Source organism: Kitasatospora sp. NPDC001175 (assembly GCF_053598215.1).
On record NZ_JBSFJU010000014.1, the window covers coordinates 72,521 to 89,332 of the forward strand.

The 16,812-nt window shown below is 72.8% G+C and carries 11 protein-coding genes; 6 read left to right on the forward strand and 5 right to left on the reverse strand.

Going from position 1 to position 16,812, the window contains the following annotated elements:
- Positions 1–266 precede the first annotated feature (266 nt).
- The gene (locus ACWDAK_RS13225) at positions 267–1,730 is read right to left on the reverse strand and encodes a hypothetical protein (protein WP_427393346.1); all 1,464 of its coding nucleotides are present in this window, start codon (positions 1,728–1,730) and stop codon (positions 267–269) included.
- Between the two features lie 344 nt (positions 1,731–2,074).
- Between ACWDAK_RS13225 and ACWDAK_RS13230 the strand changes: the two genes are divergently transcribed.
- From ACWDAK_RS13230 to ACWDAK_RS13250, 5 genes are all read left to right on the forward strand, one after another.
- Positions 2,075–2,782, forward strand: a complete 708-nt coding sequence (locus ACWDAK_RS13230) for a hypothetical protein (protein ID WP_344637964.1) — start codon at positions 2,075–2,077, stop codon at positions 2,780–2,782.
- A 464-nt stretch (positions 2,783–3,246) separates the two neighbouring features.
- Complete coding sequence (locus ACWDAK_RS13235; RefSeq protein ID WP_344637963.1) at positions 3,247–4,668, forward strand: acyltransferase domain-containing protein; 1,422 nt, start codon at positions 3,247–3,249, stop codon at positions 4,666–4,668.
- On the forward strand, positions 4,658–9,430 hold the full coding sequence (locus tag ACWDAK_RS13240; protein WP_427393345.1) for an SDR family NAD(P)-dependent oxidoreductase: 4,773 nt from the start codon (positions 4,658–4,660) through the stop codon (positions 9,428–9,430). Before ACWDAK_RS13235 ends, ACWDAK_RS13240 begins: the two co-directional genes overlap by 11 nt.
- A gap of 29 nt (positions 9,431–9,459) precedes the next feature.
- The gene (locus ACWDAK_RS13245; protein WP_344637961.1) at positions 9,460–10,428 is read left to right on the forward strand and encodes a ketoacyl-ACP synthase III; all 969 of its coding nucleotides are present in this window, start codon (positions 9,460–9,462) and stop codon (positions 10,426–10,428) included.
- 13 nt (positions 10,429–10,441) lie between these two features.
- The gene (locus ACWDAK_RS13250) at positions 10,442–11,212 is read left to right on the forward strand and encodes a 4'-phosphopantetheinyl transferase family protein (protein ID WP_344637960.1); all 771 of its coding nucleotides are present in this window, start codon (positions 10,442–10,444) and stop codon (positions 11,210–11,212) included.
- A 272-nt stretch (positions 11,213–11,484) separates the two neighbouring features.
- Here ACWDAK_RS13250 and ACWDAK_RS13255 read toward each other — a convergent pair whose 3' ends face one another.
- The 4 genes from ACWDAK_RS13255 to ACWDAK_RS13270 are packed head-to-tail and all read right to left on the reverse strand — an operon-like array spanning position 11,485 to position 15,745.
- Entirely contained in the window at positions 11,485–12,555 is a 1,071-nt protein-coding gene (locus tag ACWDAK_RS13255) for an acyl-CoA dehydrogenase family protein (protein WP_344637959.1), read from the reverse strand.
- Positions 12,552–13,718 (reverse strand): acyl-CoA dehydrogenase family protein, encoded by a 1,167-nt coding sequence (locus ACWDAK_RS13260; RefSeq protein WP_344637958.1) that lies wholly within the window; start codon positions 13,716–13,718, stop codon positions 12,552–12,554. Before ACWDAK_RS13260 ends, ACWDAK_RS13255 begins: the two co-directional genes overlap by 4 nt.
- A 28-nt stretch (positions 13,719–13,746) precedes the next feature.
- Positions 13,747–14,538, reverse strand: coding sequence for an enoyl-CoA hydratase/isomerase family protein (locus ACWDAK_RS13265; protein ID WP_344637957.1), 792 nt, complete (start codon positions 14,536–14,538; stop codon positions 13,747–13,749).
- Positions 14,539–14,569: 31 nt separating this feature from the next.
- A complete protein-coding gene (locus ACWDAK_RS13270) occupies positions 14,570–15,745 on the reverse strand; it encodes a CaiB/BaiF CoA transferase family protein (RefSeq protein WP_344637956.1) in 1,176 nt (391 codons plus the stop codon).
- A 119-nt stretch (positions 15,746–15,864) separates the two neighbouring features.
- Between ACWDAK_RS13270 and ACWDAK_RS13275 the strand changes: the two genes are divergently transcribed.
- The gene (locus ACWDAK_RS13275; RefSeq protein WP_344637955.1) at positions 15,865–16,773 is read left to right on the forward strand and encodes a LysR family transcriptional regulator; all 909 of its coding nucleotides are present in this window, start codon (positions 15,865–15,867) and stop codon (positions 16,771–16,773) included.
- Positions 16,774–16,812 lie beyond the last annotated feature (39 nt).

Genomic DNA, 16,812 nt, shown 5'->3' on the forward strand with positions numbered 1-16,812 from the left:
AGGAGGAAGATCGTCGTCCGTGTCTCCTGACCCCTGCGGCAATCTCTGCGACGACCGCCCGGCACCGCGCCGGGCGGTCGTCCGCGTTCACACCCCGACCCGCTCGCCCGTGCCGACGCGAGAGCCCGCCGGTCATCGGGGAGAACCGGCTGGTGTCCGACGATCGGCCGGACGCCCGGAAAGCCGAGCGGGACCCCGGCCGGGCCACAGGCCCGGCACCGGAGTCCCGCTCGATCGGCCCACAGGGCCCAGGCACCCGGGACCGCTCAGTCCCCGAACCGGATCGAGGCGATCTTCCTGTCGAAGCCGATCGCGCCGAGGTCCGGAACGCTTGAGGTCACCACGGCCGAGGAGCCGGTGCAGTCGCGGCCGGTCCAGATCTTGACCGGTCCGCCGCTGAGGTCCAGTGAGGAGGCCTGGTCCCCCTTCTGGACGTTCTTGCAGCCGGGGCCGGCGACGGCCTCCGATCCCTTCGGCTCCGTGAAGTTGACGCCGGTGTCAAGGGTGACCACGCCGCTTCCGAGGGCCACCGGGGTTCCGGCCGTGCTCGACGGCGCGGCAGCGGACGCGCTCGGCGAAGCGGCTGCGGACGCGCTCGGTGCGGCGGAGGCGGACGTCGGCGAAGCGGACGCGGCGGGCGCACCGCTCTCGGCGGCCGGGCGCAGCACCTTCCCGCCGTGCGGGGACACCGCGAACCAGGTGCCGCCGACCCCCTCACCATTCGCCTGCCCCGGAGCGGTGTCCTTGCTGAAGCGGTACACCGGCCAGCCACCGATCGTCACCTGACGCGTGCCGTCGGCCCGGGTCACGATGCCGATCTCCGAGGTCGGCACCCCGTCGACGAAGATCCGCGAGCCGGGCTGGACCAGGACCGGCGGCCAGGTCGTGGCGCAGGCGTCATTGCAAGTGGACTTCGACGGCTTCGCCGTGTCCTTGTCGAACCGGTAGAGCGTGAACCCGGCGCCGTCGTGCACGATCGGAGTCAGGCCACCCGCCGAACCCGCCGTCAGCTGCACCCACTTCATCGCCTCCGGGCTGTTGCGCGGCCCGGAGTACTGGTCCCCGGTGTTCGGCGGCGCGTTGTTCTCCTTCGCGGTGCCGTTCTTGTAGTCCAGGCCGGTATCGGCGTCGGTACCCTGCCGGGACTGGCTGGCCTTGCCGCCCTCCGGCGTCACGGCGAACCAAGTGCCGCCCACGCCCTGGCCGTTGGCCTGCGCCGGAGCGGTGTCCTTGCTGAAGCGGTACACCGGCCAGCCGCCGATGGTCACCTGGAACGTCCCGTCGTCGCGCTTGACGGCACCGACGTCGGACCGCGACACGCCGTCCAGGAAGATCCGCGAGCCGGGCTGGACCAGGACCGGCGGCCAGGTCGTGGCGCAGGCGTCATCGCAGGTGGACTTCGACGGCTTCGCCGTGTCCTTGTCGAACCGGTAGAGCGTGAACCCGGCGGCGTTGTGGACGACCGGATTGAGCGGACCCGCCGCGCCCACGCTGAGCTGCACCCACTTCATCGCGGCCGCCGTGTTCGCCGCCCCGGCGGCGAAGTCCCCGGTGTCGGCAGGTGCGTTGTTCTCCCGCGCCGTGCCCGGCACGTAACTGACGGGCGAGGACGCCGTCGCGCTCTCGGCGGGCTTCGGCTTCGCGGTCGTCCCGCTCGGCGAACAGCCCGTCAGCGCTGCGATCCCCGCTGCCAGGACGGCCGCCAGTGTCGCGGCACGTGCTCGGATCATTTCGTTTCCCTAGGTAGTTCCACCGGCTGCCCGTTCCTCCGTCAGCCGTCCGCGCTCCTTTACGGAGCCGGCCCGTGAACTCCTCAACCACAACCCGGCCCATCCACGTGATCCGCCTCACACGCCCGTCACGGCACCCACCGCTCACAGCGGCAGGTCAGCACCACCGGCCCACCGGCCGAAGGGCTTCGGCGCGACCTGCCGTTGACCGACACCGGCCGCCGACGGCACCGTACGCGGCGAGCGACGGCGGTCGACTGAACGAGAGGCCGCAGCGGTGCGTAAGCCCGTGCGAAACCCGCCGTCACCACCCCAGCCCGGAAGGTCTCGATGCCGTGCAAGCCATGAGCAGGATGAATCTGCTGTTCACGCTCACTTCCCTGTCCGTCGTGCTCGTCGCCGTCGAGCGCTTCTCCTTCACCACCGAAGTCCTGCTGCAACCGTACGGTTTCCTGCGCCTGCACGAGTTGCTACAGGTGACCGTACTGATCCTCGTCACGGTGATCATTCCGGCGCTGATCTTCAGGGAGGTCTCCCGCGACTTCTCGGCCCTGCGGTCGAGGGAGGGGAAATGGCTCTTCCTCCTCTTCACCACCGGCGTGTACTTCTATGCCACCGGGAACGGCCTGCACGAAGTCGCCTCGGCCGCCTTCAACGAGTACTGCGATCCCGACGCTTTCACCGGTGATCTCTGCGGCGGCCTGTTCTTCAACGACTTCTACACCGGCAACACGATGTTCTTCGCCGGTGCCCTGCTGATGAACACGAGCCTGCTGATCACCGAGAGCAGGAACCCGGACGAGTCGTCCGCCGGGAGCTCACAGGCCGCCCTCGTGGTCAACGCGGCCGTGTACGCGGTGACCGTCCTGGCATACGCCGGGTTCGACCGGGCCCCCGTCGGCCTGGTGTACTCCGTGGGGATGTCCCTGATCGCGGGCGCGTTCTTCCTGAAGGTCCGCCGGCACTACCGGAAGTTCCCGTTCATCACCTACAGCGCCCTCGTGTACGCGCTGGGCGGGTCCGCGTCCCTGGTGGTTCGGATGTGCGCGTGACCGACCCTCCGTCAAGCGTTCCTGGCTTGCGCGCCGCCACGCCGGACCGGGCGGCGGCGTGTCGTGCGTCACCACCATGGTGCGCTTCGCCACCCGGGTCGTCGTTTCGGCCTGCTCGCCACCGGGGTGCTCGCACGACCGGCCCTGCTCGGCGGATCCGTCGCGACCGAGAACGCCGAGACCTCGCGCTGCGCCACGAGGTCACGGTGCTCCGCCAGCTGCTCCTGCTGGGCGGCCTCCCTCGCGCCGATGGGGGTCCGGCCGGAGGAACCGGCCCTCAGCGCGGCTTCCCGGATCCGTCGTGAACCCATGGCCGCTGACGTGCGTAAGGACTCCCGGCGAGCCACCCGGGTGCGCCGGGACTCGGCTCCCTCCGGCGTGGGGCGGCCACGGTCCGGGATGAGTGGCCGAGTACCCGGCCGCCGGGTGCCAACGCCCTCCGTTCCACTGCATTGGAGTACTTCGTGTTGTCAGGCATCGAGACCACGGTCGGGTTGTTCCCCGGTCAGGGCGGCTACCGCAGGGGAGCTCTGCACGCGATCTGGTCGAGCGGGGACCCGGTCCTCCGGGACCTCTTCGCGGAGGTCGACGCGGCTGCCCGGGACATCCTCGGCAAGGAGGTGAGCCCGCGACTCTTCGCCCGCGACCCGCTCGGCCCCGAAGGGCTGTTCACCGAGGACCCGGAGATCCTCCAACTCGCCGTGTTCGGCACCTCGCTCGGAGTCTTCCGCCTGCTGCAGGCGCGGGACGCTTCCACGTCTGTCCTGATGGGGCACAGTCTCGGCGAGATCACCGCGCTGGTCTGCGCCGGCGCGTTCTCGGCACGCGCCGGCGCCGAGTTGATCTGCCATCGGATCGCGGTGACCACCCGGCTCGGATCGTCGGCCGGCGGGATGCTCTCCCTCGCCTGCGACGAGCATCGGGCCGGCAAGCTCCTGGACCTGGTCGCCGAGCCGAGGTTGGGGATCGCCGTGGTCAACGGCCCCGGACAGGTCGTCCTCTCGGGTCCGCTGGCCGGCCTGCGCAAGGTCGAGCAGATCGCCGACACCATCGGGGTCACCGCCGTACGGTTGCTCGCGCCGGTCGCGTTCCACAGTCGCGAGATGGAGGCGGTGCGCGTCGAAGTGCTCCGCCGCATCCGTGACGTGCGGCAGCGTCCGCTGGCCGTGCCGGTGTTCTCGCCGATCCTCGGCCGGTTCTACCGCGACTCGGACCGGCTCGCGGAGCTGCTGAGCCTGCATCTGGTGACACCAGTCCGATTCGGCGACGCCGTGCGGCGGATGCACGGTGCGGGAGCCCGGATCTTCGTCGAGATGGGCGCCGGAAGCACACTGTCCGGGTTGGCCGGGGCGGCGTTCCCGGAGATCACCGCACTGGCTCCGCTGTCCGGGAGGGACGAGGCCCGCGGCCTGGCGGAGACGGCGGCGTTCCTGCGCGAACCGGGTCTTACCGCGTCGGCGGCCTCTGCACCCCGGGAGCCGCGGCATCCCGTGGACGCGCGACCCGTGACCGTACGGCCCGAGGACACGCCGAGCGGGGTTCCCGCAGCACCTGAACCGGGGCCTGCGGTACCCCCGCCCGCCTCCTTCGAGGCGGGCGGGCCCACCACGGCCGGCCGCTCCCGTACCGAGCTGCTCGCGGAGATCCGGACTCTCTACGCCGAGGCACTGGAGTACCCCGAGGAGGTGTTCACCGAGGACGCCCATCTGGAAGCCGACCTCGGCGTCGACTCGGTCAAGCAGACCGAGCTGCTGGTGCGGGTACGCGGTCACTTCGGGCTGCCGGCCGAACCGGACGGCGCCCGGGCCGCTGCCTACGAGACGGTGGGCGCCGTGCTGGACTGGGTCGAGGCCCGGGTGTCGGGGAGTGCCGCCCATGCGCGTTGAACCCGCTCCGAACACCGACCGGAACCACGCGTCGCACGCTGTGGCACTGGTCGGGATGGGCCTTACCGTGCCCGGCGCCACCAGCCCGGAGCAGTTCTGGAACCTCCTCCAGGAGGGCACGGAACTCCTCGCCGATCCGCCGCCGCAGCGTTGGCGGACCGACGACTTCGTCAGCTCCGACCGGTCCGCTCCGGACAAGACGTACCAACAGGCGGGTGGCTTCGTCACCGGCACCCTGCCGGGCCGGGACGACTACGCCCAGGTCTGGCTCCGGCACTGTGTCGACCAGGCGATGGCCGAGGTGCGACGCACCGACGGTGACCGGTACAGCCTCTGCCTCGGCTACACCGCCGACGGCAGCCAGCACCAGGAGGAGGCCCTCCTGGCCGCCGGTCTCCTCGCCGGGGCCGACGGCCTGGACGAGGCGGACACCGGGCAGCTCCGCTCGATGATGCGCCGGCACTTCCCCCGTGCCGGCGAGCCCGGCCGGTACCTGCCGCACCGGATCGCCAGGGACGCGGTGCACCGGATCCTGCCGGCCGACACCAGGGTGCACCTGATCGACACCGCGTGCTCGTCCTCCCTCTACGCCGTCGACCTGGGCGTGCGCGAGATCCTGGCCGGGGACGTCGACATCGCGGTGTGCGGCGGAGCCCTCGTCCTGACGCCGACCATGTCCGTGCTGTTCGCCAAGAACGGCGGCCTCTCGCCGACCGGCAGGGTCCGCTCCTTCGACGCCGACGCCGACGGGGTCCTGTTCTCCGACGGCGCCGCCGTCGTGGTCCTCAAGCGGCTGGACCGCGCCCTGGCGGACGGCGACACCGTCCACGGGGTGGTCGTCGGCTCTGGGCTGTCGGCCGACGGGAAGGGCACCTCCATCTACAAGCCGGCCGTGGCCGGACAGAAGCTGGCCATCACTCGGGCGCTGGAGAACTCCGGTGTGTCACCCGAGGAGGTCGGGCTGATCGTCGCGCATGCCACCGGCACCCCGGCCGGCGACCTCGCGGAGCTCACCGGACTGCGCGAGTGCTACCCGGGGCGCGGCACCGTCCCGGTGGTGTCCAACAAGTCACTGATCGGGCACACCGGTTGGGCGGCCGGGGTGGTCTCCGTGATCCATCTGATGCTGGCCCTGCGCCACCAGGTGATCCCGGCTCAGCACCGGTTCCGGGCGGCGTCCGAGGCGGCCGGGCTGAACGGCTCACGGCTGGCCGTCCCCGGGGCGGCAGTGGCTTGGAGCAGCGACGGGCGCCCCCGGATCGGCGCCGTCTCGGGGTTCGGGTTCGGCGGCACCAATGCGCACCTCCTGGTGCGGGAGCACGGTCCGCACCTGCCCGCTGCCTCCCCGTACCGCAGGCGCGAGCACGACGACCTCGTCGTGGTCGGGTGGGCGGCCCGACTGCCCGACGGCGCGACCGGGTTCGGCGACGAGTACCCGCCGCCGGGGCGCGACGAGTTGCGTCTGCCGCCGCCGGCCGTCCGCAGGCTCGACCGGACCCAACTGATGCTGGTCCAGTGCGTCCATCGCCTGGCCCCGGCGGTCCGTGCAGCGCTCTCCCGCCGGGGCGAGCGCACGGGGGTGGTGGTGGGGCACGCCGGCCCCACGCGCAGTGCGCTGCTGTACCGGCTGCGCGCGCACCTCGACGAGGTGGAGCGGGTCGCGGCGGAGGCCGGCGCCGGACCGGGGGTCAAGGAATACCTCGGCGCGTTCCGCGACAGGGTCACCGGCCTGATCCCACCGCCCACCGAGGACTCCTCCCCGGGGGAGATGCCCAATGTCATCGCGGGCCGCCTCGCCAACTGCTTTGATCTGCGCGGACTCAACGCGACGGTCGACCAGGGCGGAGCCTCGCTCCTGGAGGCGTTCGAACTCGCCTGCCGGTACCTGGAGTTCGGCGATCTGGAGATCGCCCTGGTCGGCGGGGTGAGCGGCAACAGCCTCGCCGAGTGGCAGGCGGCGACGCTCGGACCGGAACCCCTGCGGGAGGGCGCCTACCTCTTCGCGGTGACCACCCGGGGCGTGGCGGCCGAGGAGGGACTGCCGGTCCTCGCGGCCATCCGGGACGTCGGCGTCGCCGACGAGCCCGCTGCACGGTCCGCCGGCGGCCTCCAGGGCGCCGAGGGCGGGGACGAGTTGGTCGCCTTCCTGCTCGGCCAGGCTCCCGAGGCACGGATCAGCCGTCGCCCCGGCCCCGGGGAACGGGCGCACGTGCTGAGTCTGCGCCGGGAGGACGGCGCGGCACCCGCCGCCGGTGCGGCATCCAGGCACGGCGGGACGGCCGAGGAGGCCACAGCGGCGGTGACCCGGATGGACCGCCACGTGCTGACTCTCGCGCCGCACCCGCGCCGGCCGGTGCGGCCCGCGCGGCGGGTCGTCCCGGCTGCGGCCGTCCTGCTCACCAACAACGCGGCGACGACGGGCCTGGACGGGAACAGCGCGACGGTCGTCGAGGTCGGGCACGACGGCGCGGTGGCCCGTCGGGACGGGTCGGTGCGGCAGGTCGAACTCACCGAGGACGCCTTCGACGACCTGCTGGCCGGGTCGGATCCGGCCCAGCTGCAGATCGTCTGCGACCTGAGCCGGGTCGCCGCGGGATTCGACCCCGCCGGCCCGGAGCACCGCGCCGTGCTCAGACTGCACGACGCCATGTTCCTGGCCGCCAGGGCCGCCGCCGCACGGTGGACGACCGGGCATTCGTTCACGGTGTTGGTGCTCGGCGGCATCCGGTCCGACCGCACCCCGCACCCCCTGTCGGGACTGTTCACCGGCTTCGTCAGGGTTCTCGCCCAGGAGTTCGGCCCTTCCGCCGTCTACGCCGTGGTGCACGAGGCGCCCGACTTCGCCTCGGCCGCCGAGGACCTGCGGGCGGAAGCCGACGCGGAGCGCCTGCTGCCCGATGTCTACTACGCGGGCGGCGAGCGTCTCCTCGTGCGCGCCGAACGCCGGTCCGCCCGTCCCGGACCCGCCGCGCTGACCAGGTCGTCCGTGGTGGTGGCGGCGGGCGGTGCCCGGGGCATCGGTGCCGAGGTGCTCAAGTCCCTTGCCCGCGACGCGGCGCCACGACTGTTCGTGCTGGGGTCGACCGCGGTCGACGGTCTCGATCTGGCGGCGGTCGAGGCCGGAAAGGCCGAGTTCATCAGGAGCCGGACCACTGGCCCGCACGCCCTGACCGTGCCACAGGCCGACCGGGCCTTCGAACGGCTCGTGCGGGCCAGGGAGGTCCGCGACACGCTGGACGAACTCACCGAGCACTGCGGCGAGGGCCGGGTCAGCTATCTGGCCTGCGACCTGCGTGACGCCGACGAGGTCCGCCGCGCGATCGAGCAGGTGCTGCACGCCGAGCCCCGGGTCGATCTTCTGCTCAACGTGGCCGGGATCATCAGCACCGCCCTGGTCGGGAACAAGTCCCTGGCCGACTTCACCGCGGTGCGGGACCTCAAGCTGCTCGCCCACACCAACCTGGCCAACGCGTTCGGCGACCAACTCCCCTTGACCTGGTGCAACTTCGGATCGGCCAACAGCTTCCTCGGCCAGCCGGGCGACACCGACTACGCCGCCGGCAACGAGTTCCTGCACAGCGCGGCCCAGTACGCCGCCGCCTGCGGCCACGACCAGTACACGGTCGGGTTCGGCCTCTGGGGCGAGGCGGGCTTCGCCAGCGGGCCGCTGTGGCGCAGCTATCTGGACACGTCGGGAGAGCTGACCCCGATGAACTCGCAGGAGGGGGTCAGGCATTTCCTCGCCGAACTCGCCGAACCCGATCGCCCGGTCGGCACGGTGCAGTTGGGCGACCGCGAACGCGCGGTCCTGGAGCGCACCGCTCCCGGCTACCTCCCCTGGTGCGACCGTACGACCGGGGCCCCGTCCCGGGCGTCGGCGCGGAGCGGGTCCGCCTACCACGTCGAGGAGTCGACCGCACAGAGTGTGACCCTGCTGCGGACCTTCGACCTCGAACGGGACGGCTACCTCACCCACCACCTGGTGCGTGGTCTGCCGACCCTGCCCGGGTCGTTCTACCCGGAACTCGCCGCCGAGGCCGCGGTCCGGCTCCTCCCGGGCATGGTGCCCGTCGCCTTCGACAACCTCGTCCTGGCCGCTTTCCTCCGGGTGCCGGGCCCCGACCGACCGCAGACCGTGCGGGTCTCGGCACGGCTGCACGCGCGGGAAGGCGCGGACTCCGTCGTCCGGGTCCGGATCACCGGCGATGTCGTGGCCCCCGGCGGGCGGGTGCTGGTCCGCGACAAGCTGCACGGCAGCGTGGAGGTGCGACTCGGTGACGCGGCCCGGCCGGCGCCACGCTGGCCGGAACCTGCCGAAGCCCGGGTTGGTGAGGCCGTCCACCCGCTGTACGGGAATGCCCCCGGCATCCGCCTCTCCGGCATGTTCCGCCCCGTGGCCGAGCCGTCCGTGCAACCGGACGGACGACGGGGCCGGCTGCGGCTGGACCCCGCTGCACGGCACCGCTGGTTCCCGAACGCGCTGACCCCCGAGCTGGTGCTGGAGGCCCTGGTGCAGCTGGCGGTGATCCAGGCCCCGGGCGAGCCGGCCGAGATCCGGGTACCCCGCTCGATCAGGCGGATCGAGCTGTTCGACGCGCCCACCGAGCGGGGCGACCTGAGGTTGTACGGCTCGGCTCACGACCTGTCCGACCTGGACTCCGGTGCGCCGCGCAACGAGGGGGTGGCCGTCACCGCCGACGGTCTCGTGCTGGCGAGGGTCAGCGGGATCGCCACTGTGACCCTCGGCCGGCCCGCGCCCTGATGCCCACGTCCGACGTCCCCAGGAGAACCATGACCACCACAAGCACCGCGGCGCCGAACTGGCAGGACGCCGGCATCGCGATCCTCGGCTACGGGCACTACTACCCACCGCACCGGGAGGAGTGCGCCGCGCAGACCACCGGGGAGGGCGTCGACCCCGCCGTGGGCACCATCACCGTGAAGTCCCGGCACCGATCCAGCGCCACGGAGACCGTCGCCGACATGGCCCTCCAGGCCGCCCGGCAGGCGATCCGCGACGCCGCGGTGGCTCCGGACGAGATCGACCTGTTGATCCTGACCAACTGGACCGAGCGGCTGTACGTCCCCGATCTGGCGCCGCAGGTGGCGGCGGCGCTCGGAAGCCGTCGGGGCCTTGCCTTCGACCTGTGCGGTGCCTGCACCGGATTCGTCCACGGCGTGCAGACCGCGGCGGCCTTCCTTTCCTCCGCAGGTGACTGGCGGACGGCGCTGGTGGTATCGGCGGACCAGTTCTCCCGCCGTGTCGACCCCACGAGGTACGGCAGCGTCACCCTCGGAGACGCCGCGGGCGCAGTGGTCCTGCGGCGCGGCCCGGCGTCCCGTTCCGCGCTGCTGGATTCCCTGCTGGTGAGCGACGGCACCAGGTCCGGCGTCGTGGCCGTGCCTGCCGCGACCGGCTGGATCGAGGTCTCACCGGACCTGCCGCGGCACGCCGTTCCCGGCCAGGCGGGCGCGGCCAGGCTTCTGCTGGAGCGGAACGGGCTCACCATCGACGACATCGACTGGGTCGTACCGCATCCGGGCACTGATGCGGTCCACGGCCCGGTCCGAGAGGCGATCGGGGTCGAGCCCGGCAGGTTCGTCACCAATTTCCCCGACCGCGGCAACACCGGTTCCGCCTCCATCCCCGTCGTCCTCTCCGAGTACCTCGAATCCGGCCCGTTCCAGCGTGGTGACCTCGTGCTCGCCCTGGCAGTCGGCTCCGGCTGGTACTCGGGCGGACTGCTGTTCCGGCTGTAGGACGGGGACATCGGTGACTGCGGTCGAAAGGCCGGTCGCGCCGGCGGACTTCACCTCCGGCGGTCCGGTGCACATCTGGCACTGTGCGCTCCCGCGGGCGGTCGGCCCGGTCCACCTGAGCCTGCTGACGGCGGACGAACGGCAACGCGCGGCCAGACTGCGGACAGCCGCGAAGTCGGCACAGTTCGTCGCCACCCGGGTCGCGGTCCGGCTCGTTCTGGCCGACCTGCTGGCAACGCCCCCGCTCGCGGTCCGGTTGGGGCGCCGGCCGTGTCCCGGCTGCGGCGATCCGGGACACGGTCCGCCGGTGGTGGCGCATCCCCGGAACTCACTGTGGATCAGCATCTCCCACACCTCGGGGTGTGGTCTGCTGGCGGTCGCCGCCGATCCGGTCGGGGTGGACGTCGAACGGTACGGCGGCGTGGACGCGGAGCTTCTGGCACCGGAGGTGCTCACACCTGCGGAGCGGGCCCACATCGACGCGCTCCCGGATCCCGCACAACGAGACCGGGCCTTCCTGCGCTGCTGGACCCGGAAGGAGGCCGTGTTGAAGGGGGCCGGGGTGGGCATGGCCGCCGACCTCCGCGTCTTCGACGTTCACCCGGGCCGTGCGGGAGACGGGACGGCAGTGGAAGTCACCGGCCGGGTACCGGGTATCCGCACGCGCTGGGAGGTTCGGGATCTCCCGCTGGGGCCGGCGTGGGCGGCCGCCCTCGCCCGCCCGGCCGGTCTCTCCGGCCCCGTGCACCTGCACACTCTCACCTGGCCTTCGTGGGCCCCATAGAAGCTCCAGACCTGCCGGACCACTCGGCGATCTTCACGATGTCCGTAGCACCACAGCCGTTGTGGTCAATTGCAGGGCCCCGTCGCGCACCTCAGGCCGTTGGGTGACGCTCCGAACCGTTCACATTCAGCAGGCGCCGTCCACGAGACCACCGTGCCGACCGCCGGGCCAGGATGATCGGCCATCAGACGCCGAAGACCGGGGATGCCCAGCCGGGAGGAAACCCCGGCCGGGCATCCCCGGTCTTCGGCGTCGCCGGTCCGGCCCCGCGGTCAGGCCGCGGGAGTGCCGGTCACCAGCGGCCACAGGCGGCCCGTACCGCTCTCCACCACGTGTCGGCCGATCCGCGCGAACCAGGCCTGCTCGTTGCCGTCCTCGTCCCGCCACGACCACAGCCGGGTGGTGGCCAGGCGCAGCGGGCTGAGCTCGGTGAACCCGATCGCGCCGTGCAGTTGGTGGGCGATGCGCGTGATCTCGCCCACCGAGGCGGATGCCTGCGCGGCGGCGGCCTGGGCCGCGAAGGCGGCGCCGCCCGGGTCGCCCAGTGCGGTCGCAGCCGCCTCGACCGCCGCACCGACCAGGGCCGCCTCCTCGATCAGCTTCGCCTCCTCCTGCTTGACGGCCTGGAAGTGGCTGAGCGGACGGCCGAACTGGGACCGGGCCGCGGTGTGGGCCACCGTGAGCTCGACGCAGCGCCGCGCGGCACCCGCGATCAGCGCGGCCCGGGCCAGCCCGGCGCGCCATTCGGCCTCGGCCAGGACGGCTTCCGGGACGCGGCGGACCCGGTCGGCGGGAACCGCCGTGTCGGTCAGGACGACCCCGTCCCTGGGCTCGCCCGCGAGGTTGGCTCCCTCGAGCAGCCGGTACTCGTCCGGTTCGAGTGCGAGCAGCACCGGCCCGCCGGGCCCCTCGGTCAGCACGACCACGGCCTGCGCGGCCCGGGCCCACGGCACCCGGGAGAGCGTGCCGCTGACGTGCACCGCGTCGTCGGTGCCGGCTGCTCCCGGCGGGCCGACCCGGCTGGCCGTGTCGACGTTGGCGAACCGGACGTCGAGCGGGCCGCGGGCGAAGGTGAGCGGCCCGTCCGGCACGGCCAGCCCGGCCCGGGCCAGCAGCGGGCCGGCGACCAGCAGGGTCTCGGCGAGCGGTGCCGGGCAGCCGTGGTGGCCGGCCTCGCGGACCAGTGCGACCAGGGCGTGCGGGTCCGTGTCCGGCGGGGGCAGCGCGTCGGCCGTGGTCAGGGCGTCCCACAGGGCGCGGGCGGCAGCGGCGGGTTTGTCCAGGGCGTCGCCCGGGTGCCGGGCGAGCACGGCGGCGGGCGTACGGAGGTGATCGGTGGTCATGAGGGGAGCTCCAGGCCTCGGGTGATGATTCCGCGAAGGATCTCGTTGGTGCCGCCGCGCAGCGTGTAGCCTGGGGAGTGCAGGATCGCGGTGGCGAGCAGTTCGGGGTAGCTGCCCTTGGTGGTGTCGGTCCGGGCGGCCGTCGGGAGGATCTCCCGTACTTCGTTGACGAGTTCGCCCTCGAAGCGGGTGCCGAGGTCCTTCACCAGGGCGGCCTGCACGTCCGCCGGGCGGCCGGCCTCCAGGGCGGCGGCCACACCCAGCGACAGCTGCCGGATCGAGGACAGCCGCGCGGTCAGCCGGCCGACCCGGGTGTGCTGCTCGGGGGTGCAGGCCCCTCGCCGCAGCTGCTCGACGAGTGCCGTGAGCAGCGGCACCGTGGACAGGAACCGTTCGGGCCCGCTGCGTTCCAGTGCCAGCTCACCGGTCACCTGCCGCCAACCGTCCCCGGGCCGGCCGAGCAGGGCGTCGGCGCCGAGCTCGACGCCTTCCAGGTGGAAGTAGTTGAAGGTGTGCTCGCCGCTGAGCAGGCGGATCGGCTCGATCCGCACCCGCGGGTCGCGCAGGCCGACGATGAACTGGCTGAGCCCGGCGTGGCGGTCGCCGGACTCGTCGTCGGTACGGGCGAGCACGATGGCGTAGTCGTTCAGGTGGGCGCCGCCGGTCCACGTCTTGGTTCCGGTCAACCGCCAGCCGTCGTCGGTCCGTTCCGCCCGGGTCCGGACCGCCGCCAGGTCCGAGCCGGCGTGCTGCTCGCTCATGCCGATGGAGAAGAAGCACCGGCCGGCGGCTATTCGCGGCAGGAAGCGGCGGCGTTGCTCTTCGGTGCCGTGACGCAGGATCGACGGGCCGGCCTGCCGGTCGGCGACCCAGTGGGCCGAGACCGGTGCGCCGGCCGCGAGCAGCTCCTCGATGACGACGTAGCGTTCGAGGTTGCCGCGCCCACCGCCCCCGTACTCCTTGGGCAGTGCCATGCCGACCCAACCGCGCTCGGCGAGCCGGCGGGTGAAGCCCGGGTCCCAGCCGGTCAGCCAGGAGTCGGGGCGGCCCATGACCGTTCCGGCGGCGCGTTCCTCGGCGAGGAAGTCCCGGACTTCCCGTCGGAGCCGCTGTGTTTCGGGCCGTAGCTGGACGGCGCGGGCGCCGGTGGTGGGCGGGGTCATCGCGGTGCTCCTCTGGTCGTGGGCGGGGTCAGTTGCCCGTGAAATGCGGGGTGCGGCGCTCCCGACGGGCCTGGACGCCCTCGCGGAAGTCGGCGGTGGCGGTCGTCACCGGCTGTGCCAGGGACTCCCAGGCCAGGGCCTGCTCGACGGTCATCAAAGGGCGGTTCAGACCGTCCTTGGTCAGCCGCACCGCGAGCGGCGCCGCGGCGGCGATGCCGTCGGCGACCGCGAGTGCGGCGGCGAGCACCCGGTCCGCGGGCAGTGCCTGGTGGACCAGGCCGATCGCGGCGGCCTCGGTGCCGTCGACGAGCCGTCCGGTGAGCAGCAGTTCGCGCGCGCGCGGCAGGCCGACCGCTTCGGCGAGCAGCGCGGTGGTGGCCATCCCGGGGTGCAGGCCGAGGCGGACGAAGGGTGCGCCGAGCTTCGCGTCCGCGGCGGCGTACCGCAGGTCGCAGGCCAGGGCGAGGGCGAGTCCGGCGCCGATGGCGTGGCCGCCCACGGCGGCGATGGTGGGCACGGGCAGGTCACGGACGGCCAACCAGGCCCGGTAGAAGGCCGCGAGATGGGCCCGGGCCGCCGCGATGCCGAGGCCGTGCCCGGCGGCCAGGTCGCCGAGGTCGGCCCCGGAGCAGAACGCGGGGCCGGTGCCGGTCACCACCACGGCCCGCAGGTCGGGGGTCCCGCTCAGGGCCTGTACGGCGGCGCGCCACTGCTCGGTGAGTCGGCCGGTCATCGGGTTGCGGCGGTCCGGGTCGGTGAGGGTCAGCACTGCGACCCCGTTCGGTCGGTGTTCGACGTGCAGGGGTTCCTGCTCGGTCATGACGGCTGCTCGATTCGTGGTCGACGGCTGGTCAGGAGGCGGGGTGGAAGCCGATCTCGGCGAGCACTTCCTCGGTGTGCTGCCCGATCCGGGGACAGTGCCGGTGCAGGCCGGCCGGGGTCCGCGAGAAGCGCACGGGCTGGCCGATCAGGTGGTAGCCGCCCTCGGTGGGGTGCTCGGCCCGCTGGAGAAGGCCACCCTGCCGGGCGTACCCGCTGGTGGCGGCCTCGGTCAGGCTGAGCACCGGCGCGGCCGGGATGCTGACCGAGTCGCAGAACCGCTGCCACTCGGCGTTGCTGTGCCGGGCGGCGAACTGCCCGGCCAGTTCGTACAGTTCGTCGGCGTGGCGGGCCCGGTCGCCGAGCGAGCGGAAGCGGGGGTCATCGGCGAGCTCGGGGTGGCCGACGAACGCGAAGAAGTCCCGCCAGTTGCGGTCGCTGTAGGGCAGGATGCACATCCAGCCGTCCGCCGTGCGGGAGGCCCGGCGCCGGGAGCTGAGCGCGCGCGGGTAGCCGATCGGCCCCTCCGGCGGGTCGAGGGTGGCCGCCGCCAGGTGCTCGACCAGGTTGAAGGCCAGCATGGTGTCCGCCATCGGCACCTCGACGTGCTGGCCGGCGCCGGTGGCGTTCCGGTGGTGCAGCGCGGCCAGTACGGACTGCGCGATGACCAGGCCGCAGACCTTGTCGACCAGCACGGTGGGCACGTAGTACGGCTCGCCGCTGACCTGCTCGTTGAGCCACACCAGGCCCGAGGCGGCCTGCACGATGTCGTCGTAGGCCGCGTGGTTGCCCAGGGCCGAATCGCTGCGGAATCCCTGGGCGTTGGCGTACACCAGCCCCGGGTTGACCGCGGCGACCTCGTCGTAGCCGAGTCCGAGGCGGGCCAGCGCGTGCGGGCGGACGTTGGTGATGAACACGTCCGCGGTGGCGATCAGGGCCAGCAGTGCGTCGCGGCCGTTCGGGGCCTTAAGGTCGATCGCGACGCTGCGCTTGTTCCGGTTGAGGTTGAGCGCGCCCGCCCCCATGCCGGAGTGGCGCTGCGGGGGGAGGTGCCGGGTCATGTCCCCGGTCGGCGGCTCGACCTTGATCACGTCGGCGCCCAGGTCGCCCAGCTGCTGGGCCGCGTACGGTGCCATGATCACGCTGGCCAGCTCGACCACGCGCACTCCGGCGAGCGGGCCCGCCCCCCGCTCCTGTTCTGGCGACATCGCTGCCCTCCGGTGTCATTGGGAACCGGCCGGTCGCCGGTTGACATGCCATCAGTCAACTCTGGGGGAATTCATATCGTCCAATACTTCCTGACGTGCCATTCCATATGCTGTGCCATATGGAACTGACACAGCGACTCCTCGAACAGTTCGTCGTGCTCGCCGAGGAGCAACACTTCGGACGGGCCGCCGATCGGCTCACCATGCGCCAGCCGCCGCTCAGCCAGGCGATCCAGCGACTGGAACGCGTACTCGGCGTCAGCCTGTTCGAGCGCGGGCCGCGCGGCGTGCGGATCACCCCGGCCGGCCGGGCCTTCGCCGAGGACGCGCGGCGGCTGCTGGAGGCCCAGGCCGCCGCCGTGGACCGGGCCCGGCGCGTCGCCAGCGGACGGGAGGGCGAGGTGCGGCTCGGCTTCATCAGCAGCCTCGGCTATCACTACGTGCCCGATCTGCTGCGCCGAGCCCACACCGAACTCCCCGGGCTGCGGCTGCAGTTGCGTCAGCACCCCTCGGTCGAGCTGATCGCGATGCTGCACGCCGGCGCGCTGGACCTCGCCCTGGTCCGGCTCCCGATCTCGGGCAGCGACGAACTGACGGTCAACCAGGTGGGCGTCGAGCGGCTGATCGCCGTGCTTCCGGAGCACCACCGGCTCGCCGCGCAGGACTCGCTGGCGCTGGCGGACCTCGCCGACCACGACTTCGCCGTACTGCGCCCCGGCGCCCTGCCGGGGCTCGCCCAGCAGGTCGCGCTCGCCTGCGCCCAGGCAGGCTTCACCCCCCGGCCGCTGGGACAGGCCGACGACCTGCCCGGCCTGCTCAGCTACGTCGCCGCCGGCCTCTGCGTGGCCCTGGCGCCGGAACAGGTGCGCTCGCTCGGCCTGTCCGGTGTGGTCCACCGTCCACTGCGCGGCAGTTCGCCGCACCTTCGGACGGCGATCGCCGCCGTGCACCGGTCGGACAGCGGTGACGCGGCGGTCCAGCGGGTGGTCGGGCTGTTCGGCTCGCCCGCCCTCACACCCGAGGCGTAGCGTCCGGTGGCCTGCGCGAGGACCGGCCGGGACGAACCG